15 protein-coding genes are annotated in these 24,676 nt (G+C 73.1%); 4 read left to right on the top strand and 11 right to left on the bottom strand.

The genetic code is table 11. The features are described from left to right. Positions 1-50: 50 nt before the first annotated feature. Positions 51-1,472, bottom strand: a complete 1,422-nt coding sequence (locus HHX33_RS34895; protein ID WP_220501490.1) for a serine/threonine-protein kinase — start codon at positions 1,470-1,472, stop codon at positions 51-53. A 175-nt stretch (positions 1,473-1,647) separates the two neighbouring features. Between HHX33_RS34895 and HHX33_RS04680 the strand changes: the two genes are divergently transcribed. Further along, a complete protein-coding gene (locus HHX33_RS04680) occupies positions 1,648-2,247 on the top strand; it encodes a TetR family transcriptional regulator (protein ID WP_182873491.1) in 600 nt (199 codons plus the stop codon). A 140-nt stretch (positions 2,248-2,387) separates the two neighbouring features. Next, positions 2,388-4,226 (top strand): MFS transporter, encoded by a 1,839-nt coding sequence (locus HHX33_RS04675; protein ID WP_310738114.1) that lies wholly within the window; start codon positions 2,388-2,390, stop codon positions 4,224-4,226. A gap of 128 nt (positions 4,227-4,354) precedes the next feature. Here HHX33_RS04675 and HHX33_RS04670 read toward each other — a convergent pair whose 3' ends face one another. From HHX33_RS04670 to HHX33_RS04645, 6 genes are all read right to left on the bottom strand, one after another. Beyond that, positions 4,355-4,819 (bottom strand): nitroreductase/quinone reductase family protein, encoded by a 465-nt coding sequence (locus HHX33_RS04670; protein WP_111698700.1) that lies wholly within the window; start codon positions 4,817-4,819, stop codon positions 4,355-4,357. A 5-nt stretch (positions 4,820-4,824) separates the two neighbouring features. After that, positions 4,825-5,463: a hemerythrin domain-containing protein gene (locus HHX33_RS04665; protein WP_259402147.1), complete on the bottom strand. Its 639-nt coding sequence runs from the start codon at positions 5,461-5,463 to the stop codon at positions 4,825-4,827. A gap of 53 nt (positions 5,464-5,516) precedes the next feature. Beyond that, positions 5,517-8,849, bottom strand: a complete 3,333-nt coding sequence (locus tag HHX33_RS04660; RefSeq protein ID WP_182873490.1) for an AfsR/SARP family transcriptional regulator — start codon at positions 8,847-8,849, stop codon at positions 5,517-5,519. Between the two features lie 76 nt (positions 8,850-8,925). Further along, positions 8,926-9,582, bottom strand: a complete 657-nt coding sequence (locus HHX33_RS04655; protein ID WP_182873489.1) for a hemerythrin domain-containing protein — start codon at positions 9,580-9,582, stop codon at positions 8,926-8,928. A gap of 66 nt (positions 9,583-9,648) precedes the next feature. Beyond that, the gene (locus HHX33_RS04650) at positions 9,649-12,966 is read right to left on the bottom strand and encodes a BTAD domain-containing putative transcriptional regulator (protein WP_182873488.1); all 3,318 of its coding nucleotides are present in this window, start codon (positions 12,964-12,966) and stop codon (positions 9,649-9,651) included. A gap of 168 nt (positions 12,967-13,134) precedes the next feature. Further along, positions 13,135-15,468, bottom strand: coding sequence for a beta-L-arabinofuranosidase domain-containing protein (locus HHX33_RS04645; RefSeq protein ID WP_182873487.1), 2,334 nt, complete (start codon positions 15,466-15,468; stop codon positions 13,135-13,137). Positions 15,469-16,235: 767 nt separating this feature from the next. On the opposite strand from HHX33_RS04645, the gene HHX33_RS04640 reads away from it, so the two are divergent. Continuing rightward, complete coding sequence (locus tag HHX33_RS04640; RefSeq protein ID WP_182873486.1) at positions 16,236-17,138, top strand: hypothetical protein; 903 nt, start codon at positions 16,236-16,238, stop codon at positions 17,136-17,138. Between the two features lie 50 nt (positions 17,139-17,188). Here the strand turns inward: HHX33_RS04640 and HHX33_RS04635 are convergent, their stop codons facing one another. The 4 genes from HHX33_RS04635 to HHX33_RS04620 all read right to left on the bottom strand — a co-directional run bounded on the left by HHX33_RS04635 (position 17,189) and on the right by HHX33_RS04620 (position 22,261). Then, the gene (locus HHX33_RS04635; RefSeq protein WP_182873485.1) at positions 17,189-18,493 is read right to left on the bottom strand and encodes an amidohydrolase family protein; all 1,305 of its coding nucleotides are present in this window, start codon (positions 18,491-18,493) and stop codon (positions 17,189-17,191) included. 111 nt (positions 18,494-18,604) lie between these two features. Continuing rightward, positions 18,605-20,197 (bottom strand): monocarboxylate uptake permease MctP, encoded by a 1,593-nt coding sequence (gene mctP, locus HHX33_RS04630; protein WP_182873484.1) that lies wholly within the window; start codon positions 20,195-20,197, stop codon positions 18,605-18,607. Beyond that, positions 20,194-20,418 (bottom strand): DUF3311 domain-containing protein, encoded by a 225-nt coding sequence (locus HHX33_RS04625; protein WP_220501489.1) that lies wholly within the window; start codon positions 20,416-20,418, stop codon positions 20,194-20,196. The genes mctP and HHX33_RS04625 overlap by 4 nt, the downstream gene beginning before the upstream one ends. A gap of 184 nt (positions 20,419-20,602) precedes the next feature. Then, positions 20,603-22,261 carry a CocE/NonD family hydrolase gene (locus HHX33_RS04620; RefSeq protein WP_182873482.1) on the bottom strand — a complete coding sequence of 553 codons (1,659 nt, stop codon included), beginning with the start codon at positions 22,259-22,261 and terminating at the stop codon, positions 20,603-20,605. A gap of 269 nt (positions 22,262-22,530) precedes the next feature. Here HHX33_RS04620 and HHX33_RS04615 point away from each other — a divergent pair, with 269 nt between their 5' ends. Continuing rightward, positions 22,531-24,660, top strand: a complete 2,130-nt coding sequence (locus HHX33_RS04615) for an anthranilate synthase component I (RefSeq protein ID WP_182873481.1) — start codon at positions 22,531-22,533, stop codon at positions 24,658-24,660. Positions 24,661-24,676: the final 16 nt, after the last annotated feature.

Here is a 24,676-nt window from a genome sequence, read left to right as displayed (position 1 = left end):
CGCGGCCGTGGCTCCGGCGTGTCGCCCGCTGCCGTCGGCCACGGTGTCGCTCACTGCGCCGCCGGGACGCTCCGGACGGGAGCGCCGCCGAGGCGCGAGGAGGTCCCGGGGTCCTGGCCGCCCTCCAGCAGCAGGACCACGAGCCCGGCCGCCAGCAGCAGGGCGAAGACGGCGGCGACCATCGCGAACACCATCGACTGCCGGGACACCCCCGGCGCCGGACGCGGCGGCAGCGTGGGAGCCTGGCGGAGGCCGCGTGGCGCCGGCCTCGGCGGGGTGCCCGGCCGGGCACCGGGCGTCTGGGTAGGCGTGCGGGCCAGCGCGTGCGGAGGCGCGACGTGGCCCGGCCCGCCATAGGCCATGCGCCCGTCCCCCGGATGCCCGTTCCCGGGGTGGGTGTTCCCCGGGTGGGCGTCCACAGGGCGGGCGCTCCCGGGGTGGGGGTCTCCGGTCTGCGCGTTTCCGGGGTGGGCGTCCATGGGCCGGGCGCTCCCGATGTGGCTGTTCCCGGTCTGCGCGCTCCCGAGGTGACCGCTCCCCGGGCGGACGTTGCCGGGGTAGGGGTTTCCGGGGTGGCCGCTCCCGTTCTGGCCGGTGCCCGGGTGGGCGTTCCCTGAGTGGGGGGTTCCGGGGGAGCCGTCGGGGGCGAGGGCGGACAGCGCGTCGCGCAGTTCGGCGGCGGTCCTGATCCGCTGGGCCGGATCGCTCGCCATGCCGTGGCGCAGGACGGCGGTGAGCGCGGCCGGCACGCCGGGGATGTCGGGGACGGGCAGCCGGTGCAGGGCCATGACGACCGCGATGTTCACCACGCCGTGCTCGGGGAACCGCGGTGGCCTGCCGTGCAGCAGGGCGTACAGCGTGGCGGCGAGCGAGTACACGTCTCCCGCGGCCGTCGGCTCCGTCAGGTCGAACGCCTCCGGAGGGGCGTACGCCGGGGTGAGCGACTCACGCGTCACCGACACCTCGCCCGGGACCGCCCCGCCCGCCCCCGGCATGGTGGCCAGTCCGAAGTCCGAGAGCGCGACCATGCCGTACGAGTTGACCAGGATGTTGGCGGGCTTGACGTCCCGGTGCAGCACGCCCAGGGCGTGGGCGGCGGCCAGCGCGTCGGCGATCCGGACGCCGATGTCGCGCACCTCCCGCGGGCCGAGCGGCCCGCCGTCGCGCAGCCGGTCGGCGAGCGACCCGTTCGGGCACAGCTCCAGCACCATGTACGGCCTGCCGTCGCCGAGCACCCCGGCGTCGTACACGTCGGCCACGTGCGGATGGCCCGACAGCGCCCCGGCGGAGGTGACCTCCCGCATGAACCTGCGCCGGTCGCGGTCGGAGACGAGCACCCTGTTGTCGACCTTGAGCGCGACCTCCCGGCCCACCGCCAGCTGCCTGGCCCGGTACACGACGCCGAAGCCGCCCTGGCCCAGGATGCCGAGCATCTCGTAGCCCGGCACCAGCGGCCCGCCCGCCTCGCCCACCCGACACCTCCAGACCCGGCATCTCCAGACCCGCACCGCCGGACCCGGCCGGAGCCCGGCCGCGGAGCCCGGCCGCGGAGCCCGCGTGCGGCAGACTACCGGAGTGATCGCCCGCCGGTCCGCCTCGTGATCAGGACGCGGCCCGAGCGTGACCGGCCGCCCTATTCTGGTCCTCATGACGGGCGGCAGGGCGGGCGGCACAGGGGAGCGCGGCCGGAGTCCGGAGCGGCGCAGGGACCTGCTCGACGCGGCCGACCGCGTGATCCGCCGGGAGGGCCCGCAGGCGTCGATGGCCGCGATCGCGGCGGAGGCGGGCATCACCAAGCCGATCCTCTACCGTCACTTCGGCGACAAGAGCGGCCTCTACCAGGCGCTCGCGGAGCGCCACACCCGCGTCGTGCTCGACCTGCTGCGCCCGGAGTTCGCCTCGGCCGTGGCCGATCCCCGCGTGCGGGCCAGGGCCACGGTCGACGCCTACCTGGAGACCATCTCGGCCAACCCCAACCTCTACCGGTTCCTCTTCCACCGGGCCAGCGCGGAGGACAGCCGCACCCACTCGCGGATGGCCGCCATCGTGCGCGGCGTCGGCGAGGAACTGGGCACGGTGCTCGCCGAGGCGGGAGTGGCCGGTCCGGAGCGGGCGCGGGTGCTCGGGCACGCGTTCGTCGGCATGGTCCAGGCGATCGGCGACTGGTGGCTGGAGAACCCCGGGCTCGACCGCGACACGGTCGTGGACGGCCTCGTCGACGTCATCGCCGGCGCGCTCAAGGCCTGATCTCACAGTAGGGGTCGCACCCCGGTTACGCATGTCGCCCATGCCGGGAAACATCAAGTACATCCGGTGGGGGTAATTTAGTTCCTCTAACTAACTGTTCCGCCGTGCGCGCGCGGGAACACGAGGAGGGGAACCAGTCCGTGGCCGTAGCGAACCAGTCCCGGGCGGGGGCGCCGCAGCAGCCGGCGTCGTCCTCGCGGTACAGGTGGATCGCGCTGTCCAACACCACCCTCGGCGTCCTGATGGTGACGATCAACCAGTCCATCGTCCTGATCGCCCTCCCGGACGTCTTCCGGGGCATCCACCTCAACCCGCTCGACCCCGGCAACACGGGTTACCTGCTGTGGATGATGATGGGCTTCATGGTCGTCACGGCCGTCCTGGTCGTGATGTTCGGCCGCCTGGGCGACATGTTCGGCCGGGTCCGCATGTACAACCTGGGTTTCGCGGTCTTCAGCCTGTGCTCGATCATGCTGTCGCTGACCTGGATGGACGGCGACGCCGGGGCCATGTGGCTCATCGGCTGGCGAATCGTGCAGGGCGTCGGCGGCGCGCTACTGTTCGCCAACTCGACGGCGATCCTGACCGACGCCTTCCCCGTCCGCCAGCGCGGCACCGCGCTCGGCATCAACTCCATCGCCGCCATCGCGGGCTCCTTCCTCGGCCTGGTCGTCGGGGGTGTCCTCGCGCCGGTCAACTGGAAGGCGATCTTCCTGGTCTCCGTGCCGTTCGGGGTGTTCGGCACGGTCTGGGCGTACCTGAAACTGCGTGACAACGGGGTGCGGCGCCGGGCGCGGATGGACTGGTGGGGCAACGCGACCTTCGCCGTCGGCCTGATCTCGCTGCTGGTCGGCATCACCTACGGCATCCAGCCGTACGGGACCGGTGTGATGGGCTGGGGCAACCCGTGGGTGATCGCCGCGCTCGCCGGAGGTGTGCTGCTGCTCGCGCTGTTCGCCTGGATCGAGACCAGGGTGGCCGAGCCGCTGTTCCGGCTCACGCTGTTCCGGCAGCGCGCGTTCCTCGCCGGCAACATCGCCAGCCTGCTCACGGCGCTCGGACGCGGCGGCCTGCAGTTCATGCTGATCATCTGGCTGCAGGGCATCTGGCTGCCGCTGCACGGCTACAGCTTCGAGGAGACGCCCCTGTGGGCGGGCATCTACATGATCCCGCTGACCGTGGGCTTCCTGCTGTCGGCGCCGGTCTCCGGCTGGCTGTCGGACCGGTTCGGCCCGCGCATGTTCACTGTGGGCGGCGCACTGGTGACGGCGGCGAGCTTCTACGCGCTGATGACCCTGCCGACCGACTTCGGCTACGGCGTGTTCGCGCTGCTGATCCTCATCAACGGGGTGGGCTCCGGCCTGTTCTCCTCGCCCAACCGGGCGGAGATCATGAACGCGGTCCCGGCGGAGTCGCGCGGCGTCGGCGCGGGCATGACCGCGACCTTCCAGAACTCCTCGATGGTGCTGTCGATCGGCGTCTTCTTCAGCCTGATGATCGCCGGTCTGGCGCAGTCGCTGCCGCACACGATGCACGACGAGCTCGTCGCCCAGGGCGTGCCGGCGGCGCAGGCCGAGGGCATCGCGCAGTTGCCGCCGATCGCCGTGCTGTTCGCGGCGTTCCTCGGCTACAACCCGTTCCGCGAGCTCCTCGGCGGCGTCCTGGACCGGCTGCCCGACGGCGGCGCCCACCTGACCGGCAAGGAGTTCTTCCCGCACCTCATCGCGGGCCCCTTCCACCAGGGCCTGGTCATCGCCTTCTGGTTCGCCGTGGCCGCGTGCCTGGTGGCCGCGCTGTCGTCGCTGCTGACCGGCCGCCTCGGCCGCGGCCACCACGCCGCCGCGCACGAGACGCTCGGCTCGGAGCTGGCCGCCGTCTCCGGCGAGGCCGGGCTGGCCGGCAACGAGCTGGTGGTCCCGGACGAGGAGTTCGACGCCCGCAGGGCGGCGGCCCCGGACGCGCGGGGGCCCCGGCCCTGACGCGCGTGCGGGGCCGGGCGCGGGGCCGGGCACGCCCCCGCGCCCGGCCCGTGCTGTCTCCCACTCGGCCATCGGGGCGCGCCCCTCCGGCTCGCTCGTGGCATCCGCGGATCCCGCCTCCGTGGAGATCACGGCGGCGGGGCGTCGAACGGTTCGAGCACCACGACGGGGATGCGGCGCCGGGTCATCTCCACATACCTGAGGTAGACGGGGTGGCGCCGGCTCATCATCCGCCACAGGCGGTCGTACTCCTCGCCGACGGCCTCGCTCGCGCGCACCTTGACCACGCTGAGCCCGCCGGGGCCGCCCACCTCCAGCTCGGCCACGGGATCGTCGCGGAGGTTGAGCCACCAGGCGGGAGTCGCGTCGTCGCCGCCGTTCGAGGCGATCACGACGAACCGGCGGCCGTCCCTGCCGTACCCGACCGGCCGCGTGCGGAGCAGGCCGGTTCTGCGGCCACGGGTCGTGAGGAGCAGGACGGGGATGCCGCGCATCGTGGCGGGCCTGCGCCCGCCGGTCCGGCGGTAGGTGCGCACCTGCCAGTCGCAGATGCCGCGGATGACCCTGTTGAACAGGCGGGATCGCCTGGCCATCGCGCTCAGCTCCCGAAGACGAGCCGCTGGCGGCGCCGTTGGCCGGGGCGCACCAGGATCAGCAGCAGACTGAGGACCGGCCCGGCGAGCCGGCGAATGTGCGCCATCTCGTCCGGGGTCGCGTACCGGTCGGCCCAGGCGAGCTCGAAACGCGGGTCGCCGCCCCTGAGCGACTTCTCCATCGCCTTCCAGTCGGCCGCCGCGACGTACTTCTCGATGACCGGGAAGATCCTCCGCTCCTCCTCCTCGATGTGCTCGTCGATGAGGTCGGAGAGCGTCCGGAGCGCGGCCGCCAGCTCGGCGGCGCTCCCGGCGCCCCCGCCACGGGCGAAGGCCCGCGCCGCCACGCGGACCCGTTCGAGCAGCGGGTCGAGCTCGGAGTGGTCGTCGGACAGGTCGGCGAGGTCCACGGCGGCGCCCGCCGACCGTTCGATGACCGGCCAGACGATCTCGTCCTCCCTGCTGTGGTGATGGTGGATCGCCGCGCAGACGTCCTCCGCGTAGCGGGCGAGGGCCGTGGCGCGGGCGGCGTCCGCCCGCCGGCGTCCCGCGTCGAGGTCCTCGGCCACGGCGCGGAGCCGGTGCAGGTCGCCGCGCATGGCGCGGTGGATGATGCGGATCCCGGTGAGATCGGGGGTGTCCAAGGTGAGCCTCCGTGATGTCCGAATCTGTCGCGGAACCACGGTGGCCCCGGCCGCTAAACGGTGGTTTGGCGGCCACTTGGCGGGTTCGGCCTCAGCGTGCCGAGCGCCCGCAGCGCCTCCTCGCGCCAGTGCGGCGACCCCAGTCGTTCCGCGACCCCGGCGGCCGTGGCGTAGTGCTCGGCCGCCTCGGCGGGGTCGCCCAGGAACTCCGCCAGCCGCCCGAGCACGAGCCCGCCGGGGCCGAGCGTGATGGCCACGGTGTGAAGGCCGATCATCTCCTCCCGGAACGGGAGGAGATGGCGGTGGCACTCCCCGGCCACCTCCCGGGCGCCGAGGGCCATCGCGGTGCCGGCGCGGAGCGCCATGTTGATCGTGTGATAGACCCAGCGGGTGGGCGGCCGGTCCACCGGCCAGGCGGCCCTGGCCTCCTCCAGGCGCCCGGCGGCCAGCAGCGCGCTGACGTAGAACTCGTCGACCTCCCCGGGAATCTGGTCGCGGGCGGCGGCGAGCTCGGCCACCGACTCGTGCGCCCGGCCGCAGGCGAGGCGTACGGCGAAGCGGGCCAGGCTGCCGAAGACGGCCGCGTTGGCTCCCCCCGCCTCGCCCATCCGGTCGGACAGGACCGTGTAGGCCGACTCGGCCTGCTCGAACTCCCCCTTGACCAGCAGGCGGAGGGCGTCGAGGAACGCGATGGTGGCCAGGACCAGGCCCAGCTGGCCGCTGGTGGAGTACTCCACCGCCCGCCCGGTGTGCCACTCGGCCGTGGCCCAGTCGTTGCGCCCGAGCGCGACCATGCACAGCGCGTGGTGACCGACCGTCTGGTAGCCGAGCAGCCCGGCGCGGGCGGAGACCTCCAGCAACTCGTGCCCGAGCGGCTCCAGCTCGTCGCGGCGCCCCGGCACGAAGAGCGACCAGTAGCGAGCGCCGAGCGCCAGGCACAGCAGGCGGGGGTCGCCGATGCCGCGGGCGATCTCGACGGCCTCGGCGCTCGCCCTGTCGACCACCTCCTCGTCGTGGCCGCCCATCTCCTGCGCCAGGGCCGCGAGCAGCCGGCACCGCAGCTCACCCGTCGCGGTGGGCAGGCAGGCGCGGATCACGTCCACGACGTCGACGTCGAGCACCGGGTCGTTCTGCCAGATCATGGGAGCGTCGAGCGCGGTCGCCGCGCGGGCGAGGGCCCCGAGGTCGCCGAGCCGCCTGGCCACCGCCAGGGCGCGTCCGCGGGTGGCCGTCGCCCGGATGACGTCGCCCGCGCTCGCCTGGGCGGAGACCAGGCGGCACAGCAGGTCGAGCCGGACGTCGTCCGCGGGCTCGGCCGCCCCGCCCCGGGCGAGGTCCAGGGCGTCGAGGGCGCCCTCCAGCAGGGTGGCGGCCTCCCTGTGGGCGTACACGGCGGACGCCTGCTCGGCCGCTCGGCGCGCGTACCGCGCCGCCTCGCGGGCGGTGGCCGCCGTGGCGGCGGCCAGCGCGTGGTACCCGAGCGCGCCGACGTCACCGGGGCGCAGCCGCTCCAGCGCGGCGAGGACCCTCGCGTGCAGCCGCGTACGGCGCAGCCGGGGGATGTCCTCGTACAGCGTCTCGCGGACGAGGACGTGCGTGAAGCGGACCGTGCCGGGACCCGGCTCGGTGAGCAGCCCGGCGAGCACCCCCGCCTCGAGGCCGTCGAGCACGGTCTCCTCGTCGGCGTCCTGGACGGCGACCAGCACGTCGACGTCCGCGTCCCGGCCCATCAGGGCGGCGTTGCGCAGGGCCGTGCGGGCCGTCGCGGGGAGGCGGGCGACCCGCCTGCGGATGAGGTCGCGCACCCCGGGCGGCAGCGAACGGGCCGCCGACGCCCCCTCGGTCGCGAGCAGCCGGGCGGTCTCGGCCACGAACAGCGGATTGCCGCCGGTCCGTTCGGCGACCGTGCGGGCGACGGCGGCGTCCACCTCCACACCCGAGCGGTCCGCCAGCAGCCGCCGGACGTCGTCCTCGCCGAGCCCCTGGAGGGTGACGTTCTCGGCCGTCCGCACGGCCAGGGCGGCCCGCGCCGCGACCAGGTCGTCGCCCGCCTCGGCGGGGCGGAGCGTCAGGACCACCAGGATCGGGGTCCGCGCCAGCCGGGCCGCCAGGTGCCGCAGGATCTCCAGCGTCGCGTCGTCGGCGCGATGCACGTCCTCCAGCACGAGCAGCAGCGGCCCCGGCACGCTCTCCAGATAGTCGCCCACGGCCTGCGCCAGCCAGAACTGGCCGGGGCCGGAGGAGCCCTCCCGCAGCAGCGGAGCGAGCCGCGCCTCGACGCCGGGGGCCGGGGGATGCGCGGCGAACAGGCCGCGCAGGATCTCGCTCCAGGCCCACGCGGGCGGCACGCCGCCGAGCGTCTCGGGGCACCGGCCGACCGCGGTGCGCAGGCCCTCGTCACCCGCGTGGCGGAGCAGGGCGTCGGCCAGCGTGCTCTTGCCCGCGCCGGGATCGCCGCCGAGCCAGGCCACCCGGAACCCGCGCGCGGCCTGTTCCACGGCGGAGACCAGCCGGGCGAGCTCCGCCGTACGGCCGATCATCCGGGCGGGCGGTGGAGCGGCCGGGGCGGGCGGCGCGCCGGCCGCAGTGCGGGCGGGAACGACGACGGCGGCCCCTGACGCGCCGAGGGTGTCGCTGTGCGCGAGGATGTCCGCTTCGAGCGTCTTCAGGGCCGGGCCCGGGTCGACGCCCAGCTCCTCGGCGAGCAGGTTCCGGGTGCGGCGCAACGCCGCCAGCGCGTCGGCCTGCCGCCCCGAGCGGTAGTAGGCGAGAACCAGCAGCCGCACCGCGTTCTCCCGCAACGGGTTGGCGACGACGTGGCGCTCCAGCTCGGGCGCGATCTCCGCGTGCCTGCCGAGCGCCAGCCCCGCCTCCGCGCGGTACTCCACGGCCGTGATCCTCAGCTCCTCCAGCCGCGACGCCTCGGGGACCGCCCAGTCCTGGTCGGCGAACTCGGCGAAGGCGGGCCCCTTCCACAGGGACAGGGCCTCGCCGGTCGCGCGCAGGGCCTCGCCGGGCTCGCCCCGGCCGAGCAGGTCCGCCGCCGCGTCGATCAGCGCCGGGAACCGCCACGCGTCGACGGCGCCGGCGTCGAGTTGCAGCAGGTAGCCGGGCGGGGCGGTCACCAGGACGCCCGCCGGGGTGCGCGGCGCCCGGCCCGGTTCGAGGAGCCGGCGGAGGTTGGAGACGTACACCTGCAACGCCCCCAGAGCCTTCGGCGGGGGCTGGCCCTGCCACAGGTCCTCGATGAACCGGTCCGTCGACACCACGTGCCCGCCGGCGCAGACCAGCCTCGCGATCACCGCTCGCTGGAGCGGCGGCCCCAGATCGACCGGACGTCCTTCGACCTCGGCCCGGAACCGGCCGAGCACCCATAAGCGCACCATCGTCAGGAGAGCATAGGACCGTTCCCACGCCCGGCCCAGTCTCCGGCGGTGCCGGGTCGGATCGGCCGTACACCCGTCAGCCGTACACCTGGGACATCCGGCGCTCGTAGGCGCGGCGCCAGGAGAGGCGGTAGAGGACCCGCATGACGACTGGTGCGGTGACGAGGATGTGGTCGCGATCGGCGGGCGTCGCCGTGTCGAGGAGCCAGGCGGCGAGCATCGGCAGGTCGCGGCCGTGGCTCTTGACGACCTTCTTGGCGGACGCCTCCCACCAGGCGGCGCTGACGTGCTCCCTGATCAGCGGGACGACCTCGGACTCCTCCAGGTCGAGGTGGGTGTTCAGGAGCCGGTCCAGCGCGCGCAGGTCGGTGGTGACCTCGCGGACCGGCCGCCCGCCGGCCGACAGGCGTCCGATCACGGCGTCCATCTCCTGGTGGTCGGCCTCCAGCCGGTCGAGCACGGGCGCGGCCTCCGGGACCAGGCCCCGCAGGAGCGGCCAGATCGCCTCGTCCTCCTCGGTGTGGTGGTGGTGCAGGACGCGCAGCAGCAGCGCGAGGTGCTCGTCGGCGACCGCGCGGCGCCGCTCGTCGCGGGGGTCGCAGCGGTCGAGGGCGTCGGCCAGCCGGGCGAACTCGCGCCGCAGCCCGGCGTGGAAGAGGAGGAAGGCGACGAGGTCGGGGGCGGGCTCACCCGAGCGGCGCCGGGTCTGCGTGGGCGTTTCCGGTGTTGTCATGACCCCACCATGCGCGGAGCGCCTTTATAGCGACTCAACGCCCGCTTGTGGCCCGCTTTTCCGCGGTCACCCGGGTACGGCGTCGCGCTCGCGGGTGATCTTGGCGGCCCACCAGGTCAGTCCGGACGTCGCGCAGCGTTTCGCGGCGGTCTCCAGATGCGCCCGCGCGGTCTCCGGGCCGGCCGCCCGGCCGAGGTGGGCGAGCCGCCCCAGGAAGTAGCCGACCGGCCCGGCGCAGAACGTCCCCGCCCCGAGGGCGATCCTGTCCTCGTACGGCAGGAGCCTGCGGTAGGTGTGCGCGCACGCGTCGTGGTCGCCCGCCACGATCTGGGCCTCGCCCAGCAGGCACAGGCTCGTCAGTTCGCCGAAGTCGCGCGGCACCGGGCGCCAGCCCTGCTCGCGGGCCGCCAGGGCCGGCCCGCGGTCGCCCCGCCAGTCGCCGAGGAGCACGCCGGCGATCTGCCGGTGCGCGGGGAAGGGAGAGTGCCGTTCCAGCAGTTCCTCGGCACCGTCGAGGTCCCGCATCATGAGGTGCCGGGTCAACAGCGCCGTGGAGAGCGCGGTGGCGGTGTGCCACAGGTTGAGCCGTTCACCGGCCTCTGCCGCCGTGGCGTACGCGTTCGCCGCGCCCTCGAAGTCGCCGTCGAGCAGACGCCGGGTGCCGGTCCAGATGAGGTGCTGGAACCGGGGCCAGGGGAGATCGAGCCGCTCCACCAGCACGCCCGCCCGCTCGGCGGCCCGGTCGGCGCCCGCCACGTCGAACAGCTCCAACCGGGTCCGCTCCCTGATCATGTGGCCGAGCAGCTCGAACCCGGGCAGGCCGAGCCGGGTGAGCTCCTCGCCGATCGCGTCGAGCTCCGGCATGTGCTCGGGGAGCTGGACGCCCAGATACCGGGCGTTCAGCGTGACGGCGAGCAGTCCCGGGCCGGCCTTTCCCGAGGCGGTGAGACGGCGGGCCATCGCCAGCGCCTCGGCCGTGGCGGTGTCGCAGCGGGGGTCGGCCGAGCCGTCGTAACGTTCCATTCCCAGACAGCCGAGCAGACGGCAGCGCAGCTCTGAATCCTCGTCCGGCAGCGCGGCGAGGGCCTCCTCGATCCGCCGCACGGTGTGCAACTCGACGTCGCCGTAGGTGTAGAACTTCCACAGTCCGGGAGCGTCCAGGCTGGTCAGCGCCCGTGCGGTGAGGAGCGGGCCGCCCGACCTGTCGGCCGCGAGCACCGCCTCCGCCCGGGTCTGCCGGGCCGCGAAGCCGTCACCGGCGGCGAGCTGCGCCCGCACCAGCTCCAGCAGCAGTTCGACGTGCTCGCGCGGGTCGGCGCCGGGAAGCGTCCCGTGCGCCTCGACCGCCCGGCGCCACCACTGGGCCGCGTCCTCGTGGGCGTACCGGCCGGCGGCCTGCCGCGCCGTGGCCGACGCCCAGCGCACCGCCTCCGCCGCGGCCTCCGGACCCGCCGCCAGCGCGTGCCGGGCCAGCAGCGCGAGATCCGACCCCGGCCGCCGTTCCAGCGCCCGCAGCGCGGCCAGGTGCAGAGCGGCTCGGCCGCGGAGCGGGATGTCGGCGTAGACCGTCTCCCTGACCAGGTCGTGGGTGAACCGCAGGTCCTCGCCGAGGATGCGCATGGCGGTCGCGGCGTCGAGCGCCTCGTCGACCTCCGTCCCGGCGCTCATCCCGGCGACCTCGGCGAGCAGCGACCGGTCCGCGCCCGCGCCGAGCACCGCCGCGGCGTCGACGGCGGGACGGAACGGGGCGGGCAGGTTCAGCAGGCGGCGGCGCAGCACGTCGGCCAGCCCTTCGGGCACTCCGGTGAGCGCCCGTTCGAGGCCCTGGTCCTCGGCCAGGCGGAGGGTCTCGCGGACGAACAGCGGGTTGCCCCGGGTGCGCTCGGCGAGCGCCGCGACGCTCGCCGGGTCGCGCAGGCCCGACAGCTCCGCCACGGCGGCGGGGTCGAGCCCCGCCAGCGGGAGGCGGAGGGCGTCGTGCCGCCCGAGGAGGCCGAGCGTGTCGTGCACGGCGGGGGAGCCCTCTCCGGAGCGCACGGTGACCACGATCGCGATCGCGCCGCGCAGCAGCGGCGCGAGGTCCGACAGCAGGCCCAGTGAGGCCGCGTCGGCCCACTGGAGGTCCTCGATCACGACGAGGAGCGGGCGGCCGGCGGCGACGGTCTCCAGGTACGCCGCCGTGGCCTGGTGCAGCAGGAACCGGGCCTCGCCCGCCTCGGCGGGGGGACCGTCCGGCCCGGCGGAGCCGCCCGCAGGGCCGCCGGGGGAGCCGCCGAGCAGCACCCGCAGGGAGGCCGCCCACGCCGCCGGCGGCGGCACCCGCTCGCCGAGGTCCCGGACGACCTGCTGCCAGGGCCACAGGGCGGGGGCGCCCGAGGTCTCGTGGCACCGGCCCCAGGCGACCTGCCAGTCGTCGGCGGCCAGCCGCTCCGCGAACGCCTCCGCGAGCCACGTCTTGCCGATCCCCGCCTCGCCCGAGATCACCGCGAGTGCCGGCCCGCGCGTCACCCCCCGGGCCACGTCGTGCGCCAGGCCGGTCAGCCGGTCGAGCTGGCTCGCCCGGCCGACATGCCGCCGCTCCGGCGAAGACCCCTCCGCGTGCCCGCCGCCGGGGACCGAATCGGCCCGTACGGCGGCGGGTCGTACCAGAGTCCGGGTAGGGATCGCGGCCCGGTCCAGGGCGGGGTCCTGGGTGAGGATCGCCTCCTCCAGCCGCCGCAGCGCGGGGCCGGGATCGAGGCCGAGTTCTCCGGCCAGCCGGGCGCGGGCGGAACGCAGCGCCTCCAGCGCGTCCGCCTGCCGTCCGAGCCCGTAGAGCGTACGGGCGAGCAGCTCCCACAGCCCCTCCCGGAGGGGATGCTCGGCCACCAGGGCCTCCAGCTCGCCCACCACGTGCGGGTCGCCGACCCGCCCTCCCAGCAGCCGCTCCCGGGTCACCAGGCGGGCTTCGGCCAGCCGCTCGATCTCCGGCCGGAGCCAGGGAACGTCGCCGAACTCCTCGTACGGCGTGCCGCGCCAGAGGGCGAGCGCGCGTTCGGGCTCGCCGGCCCTGGCCAGCCGCAGGAACTCCTCGGCGTCCACCTCGTGCGGGCCGAGGGCGTACCCGGGCGGGCGGCTGATCAGGACCGACGACGGGGTGCGGGGCGCGCGCCCCGGTTCGAGCACCCGGCGCAGGACGGAGACGTAACTGTGCAGGGTGCTCAGGGCGCGCGGCGGAGGGGCGCCGTCGTACAGGTCGTCGAGGATCGCGTCCACCGACACCGTGGCGCCCCCGGCGATCAGCAGGCGCGCCATCAGCAGCCGGGGCCGCGGCCCGCCGAGGTCGACGGGAACGCCGTCGACGTACGCCTCGACCGGGCCGAGCACCCGAAACATGACTGGCATGCCGGGATTGTGCCACGATCACCGCGTCCTGATCGTGGCGTCCCGGTGGCCCCGCGGGTCCTGCCCGGACTGCCGGAGCCGGTCGCGCGCCGGTGCCGGCCCACTGGACCATCAGGCCGCCGTTGCCGGGGGTTCCGCACGCCCCGGCAACGGCCTGCCGGTCGGGTTCTAGTTGTTGGCCACCAGTCGCCACCGGTTGTCGGCGGTTCCGTTGTCGGAGTCCTGGACGGCCTGGGCGCCGTTGGCGGTGGAGTTGTTCTGGATGGCGAGCAGCTTGCCGCTGTTCACGTTGCGGATCTTGTAGGTTCCGTCGCCGTTGTCGACCAGAGTCCACCGGTGGTCGGCGGTGCCGTTGTCGGACCACTGCAGGACGCGGGCGCCGTCAGTGGTGGACATGTTCTCCACGCCCAGCACCTTGCCGCTGTTGACGTTGCGGAACCGCACGGCGTTGCCGTCGGTCACCATCACCCAGTTGTGGTCCGCGGTGCCGTTGTCGGTCCACTGCAGCGCGAGACCGCCGTCCGCCGTGGACATGTTCTGGATGCCGAGGACCAGGCCGCTGGCCGCGTTGACCAGCCGGTAGCTTCCCGTCCCGCCGTTGCCCTGCCCGCTGGTGTTCCAGTAGACCGTGTAGTTGTAGCCGTGCGCGTCGTAGAACGGGCCCAGGTTGACCGTCGAGCCGTTGGCCGTCGCGGTGAAGGCGAGCGCCGTGGTGCTGGTCCGGGTGATCGACCCGGTGTTCAGCGAGGGCAGCGCCGTCAGCGAGGTGTTGCCGTAGTTGCCGGACAGCACGACAGGACCGTACGTGACCGCCGCGACGTTCGAGTTGTCGTTGGCGGCCTTCATGACCACGCGCATGGGCAGGCGCACCGTGACGGTGTCGCCGGACGTCCACGACCGGGTGACGACGGCGTAGGTGCCGGGCGTGGTGTCCACGCTCTGCTGCGTGCCGTTCACGCTGATCGTGGCGCCCGACGTCCAGGCGGGGATGCGGATCCGCATCGACCACGAGCCGCTCATGCTACCGGTGACCTGCAGCGTCGTGGTGTCGCTCGCGGGGTACGACGTCGTCTGGGTGACCGTGATGCCGCGCTGGGTCCAGTTCAGCGTCGACGGCATGAACATGTTCACCGTCAGCGTGGTGCCGTTGTAGAAGTAGATGGAGTCCATCAGCCTCGTGTTGACCTCCACCCCCGTCCCCTGGCAGCACCAGAACGAGTTGTAGTCGGTGCTCCACGTGCCGCCGCCCCACGCCGGGCCCACCCCGCGGCGGCCGCCCGGCTTGAGCGGGGTGAAGTAGGTGACGTGCCCGTGGCTGTCGCCCGGGTTCTGCGCGCCGATGACGTGGTTGAGCAGCGCCTGCTCGTAGAAGTCCGCGTACGCGACCCGGTCGGGGTTGAGCAGCCACAGTTCGCGGGTCAGGTTGAGCATGTTGACGCTGTTGCAGTGCTCGCAGGTGTCGTTGGTGAGATAACCGGCGATCGCGTTGGGCGCCCGGAAGTGCTCGGCCTGGCTGTTGCCGCCGATCGCGTAGGTGTGCGCGCCGACGGTGATGTTCCAGGCGTTGACGGCGATGTCGCGGTAGCGGGTCGTGCCGGTGGCCTTGTACTCCCGGGCCGCGCCGATCCACTTGGGCACCTGGGTGTTGGCGTGCAGGCCGTTCAGCTGGTCCTGGTTCGAGGCCAGGGGGTTGAACACGGCGGCGTGGTCGAACCGCTGCGCGACGGTGAGCCACCGCGCGTCGCCCGTCTGCTGGTAGATGTCGGTCAGCACCGCGTTCATGCCGCCGAACTCGGTGCCCAGCATGTTCTGCATCTGGCTGCTGCTCAGCCTGCTCGTCCGCCAGTCGACCCAGCCGGCGAACGCCAGCAGCACGTCGCGCGCCTGGGTGCTGCCGATCAGGCGCCACACGTCGAGCAGCCCGGTCAGCGTCTTGTGGACGCAGTAGTACGGGACGTTGCCGTTGCTCAGCGTGCGGGCTTCCAGGGCGGTGAAGTCCGACTCGGGGAAGCCGGACAGGTATCCGGTGTTGAACCCGGCGGCGCCGTTGTTCGCCTGGCACTTGGCCAGTTCGGCGACCATGGTGGTGGCCTTGTCCCGGCAGGTGGTGTCGCCGAGCACGGCGTACGCCTGGGCCCACGCGGTGAGGAAGTGGCCCTGCACATGGGTGCGGAACGGGAACGACGGGGCGTCCCACCCGCCGTTGGAGGAGGCGCCGTTGGTGGACAGCCTGTGGTTGGCCCGGAAGTTGTACAGCAGCCGGTTGACGTCGACGTACTTGAGATAGGAGAGCGTGCGGTTCTGGTTGTCCAGCCAGCGGCTCGTCGTCAGCCGCACCTGGCCCAGCTCGAAGGGGTACGCCGAGACGCCGATGTCGGGCCGGGCCGGCGCGACCGCGGCGGCCGCCGCCGAGGCGCCGGCGACCCCGCCGGCGGTGGACGCGACTACGGCGACACCGGCCGCCTGCAGCAGTTGCCGGCGGCTGAGCGACGGGGACGGCATGAGGCCTCCTGGAGGTCACGAGAGGGGCGGCCGGCGATTCTCGGTGAGCGACGACATCCACCGCCGCGAATCGATCACAAGGGTCTGCGGAGGAGGGTGTTAGCGCTAACACAAAGGCCCGGACAGCCCCTCTGTCGGGTTCTGGTGGTGGTGGCTGGGAGCCAACATGACGCCGTGAGGATCTGTCAATCCCGGGACCAGGCGCGGACGGGTGTGGAGCGCCTGCCGGGCGTCTCCGCCTCGTCGCGGCGGGGCGGCGCTGAAAGTTTCACGGTTTGGCCCAGGCCCGGTGGGCAACCCTTTTCCCAACCGGGTACGACCCGGCCGACGTCGAGATGTCCCGCCGGGCGCCCCGGCCCCGTCCTCGCCGGGCGGCCCTGAAAGTTTCACGGGTGACCCTTCGGCGGGCAATCCTTTTCCGGGCTCGGGCGGTCCGGGCGGCCCGGCCGCTGATTGTGCCGGCCGAAACGAATCGCGGCCGGCATTTCCCCGCGTGCTTTTCACCGGCATTTCGGCGGCATGATTTCCCGTTCCTCGCCGGGCACCTGCGGAATTTCCTGGCCGGGCGCGGGACGCCTTGGAACGGCCGCGTCTCCGGCTGATCGGGCCGCAAACCGTCTTACGGCGGCTGAACGGCGTCTTACCGGCAGATGTCGCGTTCCCGGTTCATCGGCCGGATTTCCGCCACGACTTCGGCGACATTGTAAGACCGGTCACGGCGGCACACACTCCAGGCAACAATTCCTCTCCCAATCTCTGGAGCCGCAGTGGACCGAGCCGTAATCCGAATTCCCGGACGCGGAAAAACGACGTTCCGGCGTTTCGCGTCGATCGTGCTCGCGGCGCTCGCCGTGGTGTTCCTCGGCGTGCCGCACGCCGGCGCCGCCACGCTGCCGACGCCGAAGGGCCTGACCGCCTACCTCGACCTCGAGTGCTACCGGACCAGCGCCTACCAGCCGCCGGGCGTCCAGCTCACGGTGCGGCACCTCAATCCCGTGCTCATGAACCTGCCGGTCGAGACCGTCACCCTGGGCCAGCGTGAGCAACTGTGCGTACCGGTCGCGAAGAACACGCAGGAGCCGCCGTCCCCCGCGATCGACTTCATCAAGTACATCGACCTGTCCTGCTACAAGATCTCCGGCATCACGGTGAACACGGGCCTCGTGCTCAGCCACCTCAATCCGCTGTTCCAGAATCTGCCGCGCACGCAGATCTCCATTAACACGCCGCAACAGTTGTGCGTGCCGGTCGTGAAGAACAACGTGATCCCGCCCGCCGACGTGCTGCAGCTCGTCCGTTACATCGACCTCAAGTGCTACGGGATCACCCCCAACACCGCGCTGAACCAGACGGTGTCCCTGCGTCAGCTCAATCCCGTCCTCACGTCGCAGATTCCCACGCACAAAGCGCAGATCCTCTACGCCCGGCAGCTGTGCGTCCCCGTGCAGAAGGCCGGTGACAGCATCCCGAGCGCGGTGCTCGACATCGTGCGGTGGATCGACCTGGAGAAGTTCGACGCGATCACCCCGGCGCTGCCCACCTCGGTCTCGCTGAGCCTGCGGCACATCGACCCCGTCCTCGCCGGTCTCCCGGCCGAGCAGGCCACTCTCCTCGGTGCCGACCAGGTGGCCCTGCCGGTCGCCAAGAACGGCAACCTCCCACCCGGCTGATCCCCCGGCCCGGAGCCCCTCCGCATGCCCCGGCGGAGGGGCTCCGGTGCTCACAGCAGACCGGGCACGGCGCGGCGCAGGTGGGCGAGGCTCTCGGCCGCGGCCTCCCGGGCCCGCGCGACCGGCCCCGTGAGCACTCCGTCGTGCTTGACGAGCACGCCGTCGCACACCACCGTACGGACCAGCCCGGGGTGCGCGGCGATCACGACGGAGGCGAGGGGGTCGAGCACCGGAGCCATGGCGGGGGTGCCGGTGTCGACCACCACGAGGTCGGCCCGCCTGCCGGGGGTGAGGCTGCCGGTGACCGCCCCGAGACCGGCCACCGCCGCGCCGTCGGCGGTGGCCATCCGCAGCAGGCGTCCCGCGGTCAGCGGTGCGCCGTCCTCGGTGAAGCGGTGGTGGGCCAGCGCGGCCCGCATCTGCGTGAACATGTCCCCCGAGGTGGCGATCTCGGTGTCGGCGCCGAGGCCCGTGACGACGCCCGCCCGCAGGAGGCGGCCGGTGGCGGGCGAGCCGAGCCCGGACATGGTCGTCTCGATGAACGGCGCCACGCTCGCGGTGGCGCCCGCGTCGGCGGCGAGCTTCAGCTCGTCGTCGCCGACGGCGCTCGCGTGGACCAGGGTGACCGTCTCGTCGAGCAGGCCCTCCTCGTCCAGGTGCCCGACGCTGCCCGCCCTGCCGACGTGCATGGTGACCCGAAGACCGAGCTCCCGCGCGAGCAGCAGGTCGCGCCTGGTGGCGGTGGGGGCCGACATCTCGGGCCCGCGCGCCGCCAGGGCCATCGTCACGCGGGCGGCGTCGTCGTGGAGCACGTCCCTGATCCGGCGCACGTCGGCGGGCAACTCCGCGTCGCTGTGCTCGCCCACCCAGCTCAGCGCGTCCGTCTGCGGCCAGCCGTACGCGAACACGCCCCGGATCCCGCTGTCGCGCAGTGCGGCGACGGCGGCGTCGCCGTGCTCGGGGGTGTTCTGGATGTGGGACCAGTCGACCAGGGTGGTGATCCCGGAATCCAGCGCGCCGAGTGCGCCGATCAGGGTGCCCGCGTAGACGTCCTCGGGCCGGAAGTTCGGGCCGAGCCCGAGGAACGCCGCGCCGAGGTAGTCGGTCAGGCTCCAGTCCAGGCCGATGTGGCGCAGCGCCGACTGCCAGGTGTGACGGTGGGTGTCGATCAGCCCCGGCAGCACGACGCAGCCGGTGGCGTCCACGACGCGGGCCCGCGGGGAGATCTCCGCGGCGGGCCCGACCGAGACGATCACGCCGTCCCGGACGACGATGTCGGCGGGCCCGTCCGGCACGGCCGGGTCCATGCTGAGCACGTGCCCGCCGGTGACCACCAGGTCGGTGTTGGGAGGCATCTCGTCTCCTTGCTGTTCGCGGTGATGCCTCTTTGTCCCACCGCGTGCTTGTGGCCGGCTTCACGCGGGCGAGCCGCCGCGTCAAGCCGGCCACAAGTCGTACGCGAACGGTCAGGACGCGGGTGCGGTGGTCTCCAGTTCGTGGACGCGCGGGTCGCCCTTGTCGGCGAAGTAGTCCTCCGGCCGGGTCCCGTCGGGGCCGTCGGAGCTCTTGAGCGCGCGGGCCACGAGGGTCCCGAGCACGGCGACGACCAGGTTGACGATCAGCGCGAGGAGCCCGGCGTAGACCGTGATCTTCGTGTCGAACCCGAGCTTCTCCAGCGGGAAGGCCGAACCGCCGAAGTGCTCGTGCTTGGTGGCGGGGTTGGCGATGTTGTAGAGCAGCAGCATCCCGGCCGTCATGCCCGCGGCCAATCCGGCGATCAGGCCGCCGCGGTGGAACCACCGGGTGTAGAGGCCGAGACCCACCGACGGCAGCGTCTGCAGGATGATCACGCTGCCGATCAGCTGGAGGTCGATGGAGAACTGCGGGTCGATGCCCAGGATGACCAGCACCGCGCCGACCTTCACGACCAGCGACGCGATCTTGCTGACCCTGGCCTCCTGGGCCGGGGTGGCGTCCCGGTTGAGATACTCGCGGTAGATGTTGCGGGCGAACAGGTTGGCCGCCGCGATCGACATGATGGCGGCGGGCACGAGCGCGCCGATGCCGATGGCCGCGAACGCCACCCCCGCGAACCAGTCGGGGAAGAGCTTGTCGAACAGCTGCGGCGTGATCGTGTTGCCGTCCTTGCCGATCGGCGTGACCCCGGCCGCGATCGCCATGTAGCCGAGCAGCGCGATCAGGCCGAGCAGCAGGCTGTAGGCCGGCAGGGCCGACATGTTCCGCTTGATCACGTTCCGGTCGCGCGTGGCGAGGATCCCGGTGACGCTGTGGGGATAGAGGAACAGCGCCAGTGCCGAGCCGAGCGCCAGCGTGACGTACTGAAGCTGGTTGTTCGCGTTGAGAGTGATGCCGTCGCCGGGCGCGGGGGTCGCGTCGAACTTCGCCTTGGCGGCGTCGAAGATCGACGCCCAGCCGCCGAGCTTGGCCGGGATGTAGACGATCGCGACCAGGATCACCAGGTAGATCAACGAGTCCTTGACGAACGCGATCAGCGCGGGGGCCCGCAGCCCGGACTGGTAGGTGTAGGCCGCGAGGATCGCGAACGCGATGATCAGCGGCAGGTCGCCGGTCACGCCCATCGTCTTCAGCACCGCTTCGATGCCGATGAGCTGCAGCGCGATGTACGGCATCGTCGCGACGATGCCGGTGATCGCGACCAGCAGGGCCAGCGTGGGGGAGCCGAAGCGGAGCCGGACGAAGTCGGCCGGGGTGACCAGGTTGTGCACGTGCGAGACCGACCACAGCCGCACCAGCACGAGCATGACCATGGGATAGACGACCACGGTGTACGGCACGGCGTAGAACCCCATGGCGCCCGCGCCGAAGATCAGGGCGGGCACGGCCACGAACGTGTAGGCCGTGTAGAGGTCGCCGCCGACCAGGAACCAGGTGATCCAGCCGCCGAAGCCGCGCCCGCCGAGGCCCCACTCGTTCAGGTTGGCGAGGTCGCCCGGGCGGCGCCAGCGGGCGGCCACGAAACCCAGGCCGCTGACGAGCAGGAACAGCAGCGCGAAGATGACGATCTCGGTGGTCTTCACCGGCTCCTCCTCCTCGTCGCGCGGTAGACGAGGGTGGTCGTGGTGACGCCGAGCACGATGAAGGCGAGTTGCAACCAGTAGAACAGCGGAATCCCGAACAGGCGCGGTTCCACGGCGTTGAACAGGGGCGGGAGGAGCGGGATCGCGATGGGGAGCGGCAACAGCCAGTTCAGCGGGCTGCGGTCGTCGCTGCGGCCATCGCTGCGATCAGGAGTCGTCAAGACGTTCTCCAATCGGACACGGACCAGGCGTGCCCGGCAGATCCGCGCGACGGCCGGTCACGGGATCAGCGGGACGGTTACTCGGCCGCAGAGTAGGGACGCGGGGGTAACAGGAGGATCACCGATCGGTGAACGGTCGTGTCGGCGCGCCCAGCGACAACCGGTCAAGCGCGTCGTCAGGCGGTCAGGCGGAGGAGACGGCGGGGAGGATCACCGCGGAGGGATGGGCGGGATCGTGCAGCACCTCCTGGTCGGAGGCGACCATCGGGCTGCCCGCCGTGAGAGGCGCCCCGGTGCCGGGGTTGCGGGCGATGCGCGGATAGGCCCCGCTCGCCACCTGCACCCGGATCCGGTGCCCGCGGCGGAACCGGTGGCCCATCGGCCACAGGTCGATCTCCACCCGCCGCACGCCGTCCTCGTCGCCGCGGTCGGCGGGGGTCAGGCGGCGCACCCCCTCGCAGACGTTCATCGACGCGCCGCCGGGATGGACGTCGCACACCCGCACGACGAAGTCCGTGTGCTCCCTGCCGGTGCGGACGAACAGCTCGGCGCGCACCGGGCCGATCATCTCGGTGTCCCGGCCGAGCGGGGCGGAGGTGTAGACGAGCACGTCCCGCCGGGCCTCCAGCCGCCGGTTGTCCCTGGGCTCGGAGTTGCCGATCAGCACCGGGCCGCCGATCACCGGCGTGGGGTGCGCCGGGTCGTAGCGGTAGCGGTCCGGCTCGCCGCCCGCCGGGTTCGCGGTGGACAGGGCGGAACCCGGCTGCAGGTGCCAGCGCTCGGGCCGCATGCCCGGCGGCGGCCAGTCCGGCTCGTCCCGCCACTCGCCGGCGCCGGTGACGAACAGCCGGACGGGGGACAGGCGCAGCCCCGACGGGTCGCCGAGCAGGTGGGCGCGGAACCAGGCGAGGGCGTCGGCGTTGGCCGCCCGGCCGTGCCGGATGTCGGCGTGGTACCACGGCCCGATCGTCAGGTGCGGCCGCCGCCCGGCCGCCCGCAGCGCGGCGTAGTCCTTGAGCTGCCAGGGCAGGAACACGTCGTACCAGCCGCCGGTCATCGTGATCTCCGCGCCGACCTGGCCCACCGACGCCGAGAAGTCCCTCTTCTCCCAGTAGGCGCAGAGGGCCTCGCCGTGATGGGCGAGCAGGTCGCGGAAGAACGGCAGCGGGCGGCCCGCCGACAGCAGGTCGAGCTCGGGCAGCGAGTGGCCCGCCAGGCCCGACAGCACGGCCCGCCGTGTTCGCCGGGGCGCGATGAGCGCGGCCGCGCCTCCCAGCCTGCCCTCCAGGTGGGCGGTGAGGGTCGTCCAGATCAGGGTGGACTCCAGGGCGAACGACCCCCCGACGTACGCCGCGTCGCGGAAGCACGAGGCGGTCACCTGGACGGACATCGCCCGCAGGTCCGGCGTCTCGGCGGCGATGGCCCACTGCGTGTACCCGAGGTAGGAGGGCCCGTGCATGGCGAACGAGCCGCCGTACCACGACTGCGTCCGCATCCACTCGACCGTCGCCAGCCCGTCCGCCTGCTCGTGGACGAGGGGGTCGAGCACGCCGCCGGAGCCGAAGCCGCCCCGGCAGCTCTGCAGCAGGACCTGGAAGCCGTGCCGGGCGAAGGTCCAGCCGTACATCCAGCCGACCACCCCGGCCCGCCCGTACGGCGTGCGGATCAGGATCGTCGGCGGCCGGGCGGCGCCCACCGGGGCGTAGTGGTCGGCCAGGAGGGTCACGCCGTCCGGCATCGGCACGGGCACGTCGCGGCGGACCCGGACCCGCAGGCCGGGCGGCCCGTACGGACCTCCCGGAGCGCGACGGCCCACCGGTATCCGCACCGGCACCCGGACCATGCCGACCTCCCTTCCCGGCGGAGCCGAGAGCGGGTTTCCTGCTCAGTAACAGAATATCTATCCGGTGGTCGTGCTTCCAGCCATGTCGCGTTGCATGATCGCGGTCCTCGCCGCTACGCTTTTCCCATGCGAACTCCTGCACCCTCCCAGTGGTGGCGCCGCTAGCTGGCGGCGTTTTCGCATTCTTCGCATCGAGGAGACCGGCCGCCCCGTGAGTGGCGGCCTTCTGTACGTCCGCCCCGGGGCATACGTAAAAAGGGGCGTGGACAGTGGAGATCAGCGGATATACCACCGCGGGCGGCATCGCGGTCGAGCGGGCCGTGCGCGAGGTGCCCGAGGAGGCGCTGGAGGAGATCGTCACGTCGCTCGCCGAGCGGCGCGGCGGAGCCTTCTCCTCCGGCATGGACTACCCCGGGCGCTACAGCCGATGGGCCTTCGGCTACGTCGACCCCTGCCTGGAGATCGTCGCGCGGGGGCGCCGGATCTCCGCGCGGGCGCTCAACGAGCGCGGCCAGGTCGTGCTGCCCGTCGTCGCCTCCTGCCTGCTGGCGGCGGGCAAGCCGGTGTCGGAGCCGACGCCCGGCTTCGTCGAGGTGCACGTCGCCGAGTCCGAGGACCTGTTCCCGGAGGAGATGCGCAGCCGCCGGCCCACCGTCTTCACCGCCATCCGCGAGGTCATCGCCGCCTTCCGCGGCGACGACCCGCACCTCGGCCTGTACGGCGCCTTCGGCTACGACCTCGCGTTCCAGTTCGAGCCGATCCGCTACCGCCTGACCCGCCCCGGCGACCAGCGCGACCTGGTGCTCCACCTCCCGGACCGGCTCGTCGTGATCGACCGGGTCCGCGAGACCAGCACGGAGTACCGCTACGAGTTCACCGTGGACGGCGCCTCCACCCACGGCATGGAGCGCTCCGGCGAGACGACGCCCCTCGTCACGCCCGGCGCGGTCCCGCCCGACCCGGTCAGGGGCACCTACTCCCGGGTCGTCGCCGAGGCCAAGGAGAAGTTCCAGCGCGGCGACCTGTTCGAGGTCGTCCCCGGCCAGGTCTTCCACTCGGTCTGCACCGACCCCGCCGCCTTCTACCGCTCCCTGCGCGCCGCCAACCCCGCGCCGTACGAGTTCCTGCTGAACCTCGGCGACGGTGAGCACCTCGTCGGCGCCTCGCCCGAGATGTACGTGCGGGTGACCGGCGACCGGATCGAGACCTGCCCCATCTCCGGCACCATCGCCCGCGGGGCCGACCCGGTCGAGGACGCCGAGGCGATCCGCACCCTCCTGTCCAGCGTGAAGGAGGAGTCGGAGCTGACCATGTGCACGGACGTGGACCGCAACGACAAGTCGCGCATCTGCGTCCCCGGCAGCGTCCGGGTGATCGGCCGGCGGCAGATCGAGATGTACTCCCGGCTGATCCACACCGTCGACCACATCGAGGGCCGCCTGCGCCCCGAGTTCGACGCGCTCGACGCGTTCCTCACCCACATGTGGGCGGTCACCGTCACCGGCGCCCCCAAGACGTGGGCCATGCAGTTCATCGAGGACCACGAGGAGACCACCCGGCGCTGGTACGGCGGCGCCGTCGGCTTCATCGGCTTCGACGGTTCGATGAACACCGGACTGACCCTGCGCACCGCGCAGATCCGCGACGGCGTGGCCACCGTGCGCGCCGGGGCCACGCTGCTCTACGACTCCGACCCCGAGGCCGAGGAGCGGGAGACCGAGCTCAAGGCCAGCGCCCTGCTCGGCGCGCTCGCCGCGGCCACCCGCCCGCGGGAGGACGTCCCGGCGGCGCCCCCCGCGGACCTGCCGGGGGAGGGTCACCGGGTGCTGCTCGTCGACCACGAGGACTCCTTCGTCAACACCCTCGCCGACTACTTCCGGCAGCAGGGCGCGTCGGTGGTCACGCTGCGGCACGGCTTCCCGATGGAGAAGCTGGACGAGATCGCGCCCACGCTCGTGGTGCTGTCGCCCGGCCCGGGCTGGCCGTCCGACTTCGGCTGCGCCGCCCTGCTGGAGGCGCTGTACGCCCGGAGGCTGCCGGTCTTCGGGGTGTGCCTCGGCCTGCAGGCGATGGTCGAGCAGGCCGGCGGCACGCTGGAACTGCTGCCGTACCCGGAGCACGGCAAGCGCGGGCGCGTCCGGCGCGAGGGTGACAGCGCGCTGCTCGACGGTCTGCCCGGCGAGTTCGTCGCGGCCCGCTACCACTCCCTGCACGCCAAGGAGCAGGGCGTCACCGGCTTCCGGGTCACGGCGTTCACGCCGGACGGCGCGGCGATGGCCGTCGAGGACACCGAGAACCTGCGTTTCGGCGTGCAGTTCCACCCGGAGTCGATCCTGACCACCGAGGGCCGCGCGGGGGCGAGGATCATCGCCAACGTGCTGCGTCTCTGCGCCCGGTAGTCGGCGGGTAAAGAGC

It is taken from the genome of Microbispora sp. H10670 (assembly GCF_014161385.1).
Taxonomy (GTDB): domain Bacteria; phylum Actinomycetota; class Actinomycetes; order Streptosporangiales; family Streptosporangiaceae; genus Microbispora; species Microbispora triticiradicis.
The sequence above is the reverse complement of the archived record's forward strand: the minus strand, read 5'-3'. Positions and strand labels throughout refer to the sequence as shown.

Bases quoted from the DNA above. Each gene is read 5' to 3' on its own strand.
- HHX33_RS04680 (WP_182873491.1), top strand. From the start codon at position 1,648: ATGACGGGCGGCAGGGCGGGCGGCACAGGGGAGCGCGGCCGGAGTCCG.
- HHX33_RS04670 (WP_111698700.1), bottom strand. From the start codon at position 4,819: ATGGCCAGGCGATCCCGCCTGTTCAACAGGGTCATCCGCGGCATCTGC.
- HHX33_RS04660 (WP_182873490.1), bottom strand. From the start codon at position 8,849: ATGGTGCGCTTATGGGTGCTCGGCCGGTTCCGGGCCGAGGTCGAAGGA.
- HHX33_RS04655 (WP_182873489.1), bottom strand. From the start codon at position 9,582: ATGACAACACCGGAAACGCCCACGCAGACCCGGCGCCGCTCGGGTGAG.
- HHX33_RS04650 (WP_182873488.1), bottom strand. From the start codon at position 12,966: ATGCCAGTCATGTTTCGGGTGCTCGGCCCGGTCGAGGCGTACGTCGAC.
- HHX33_RS04645 (WP_182873487.1), bottom strand. From the start codon at position 15,468: ATGCCGTCCCCGTCGCTCAGCCGCCGGCAACTGCTGCAGGCGGCCGGT.
- HHX33_RS04635 (WP_182873485.1), bottom strand. From the start codon at position 18,493: ATGCCTCCCAACACCGACCTGGTGGTCACCGGCGGGCACGTGCTCAGC.
- HHX33_RS04620 (WP_182873482.1), bottom strand. From the start codon at position 22,261: ATGGTCCGGGTGCCGGTGCGGATACCGGTGGGCCGTCGCGCTCCGGGA.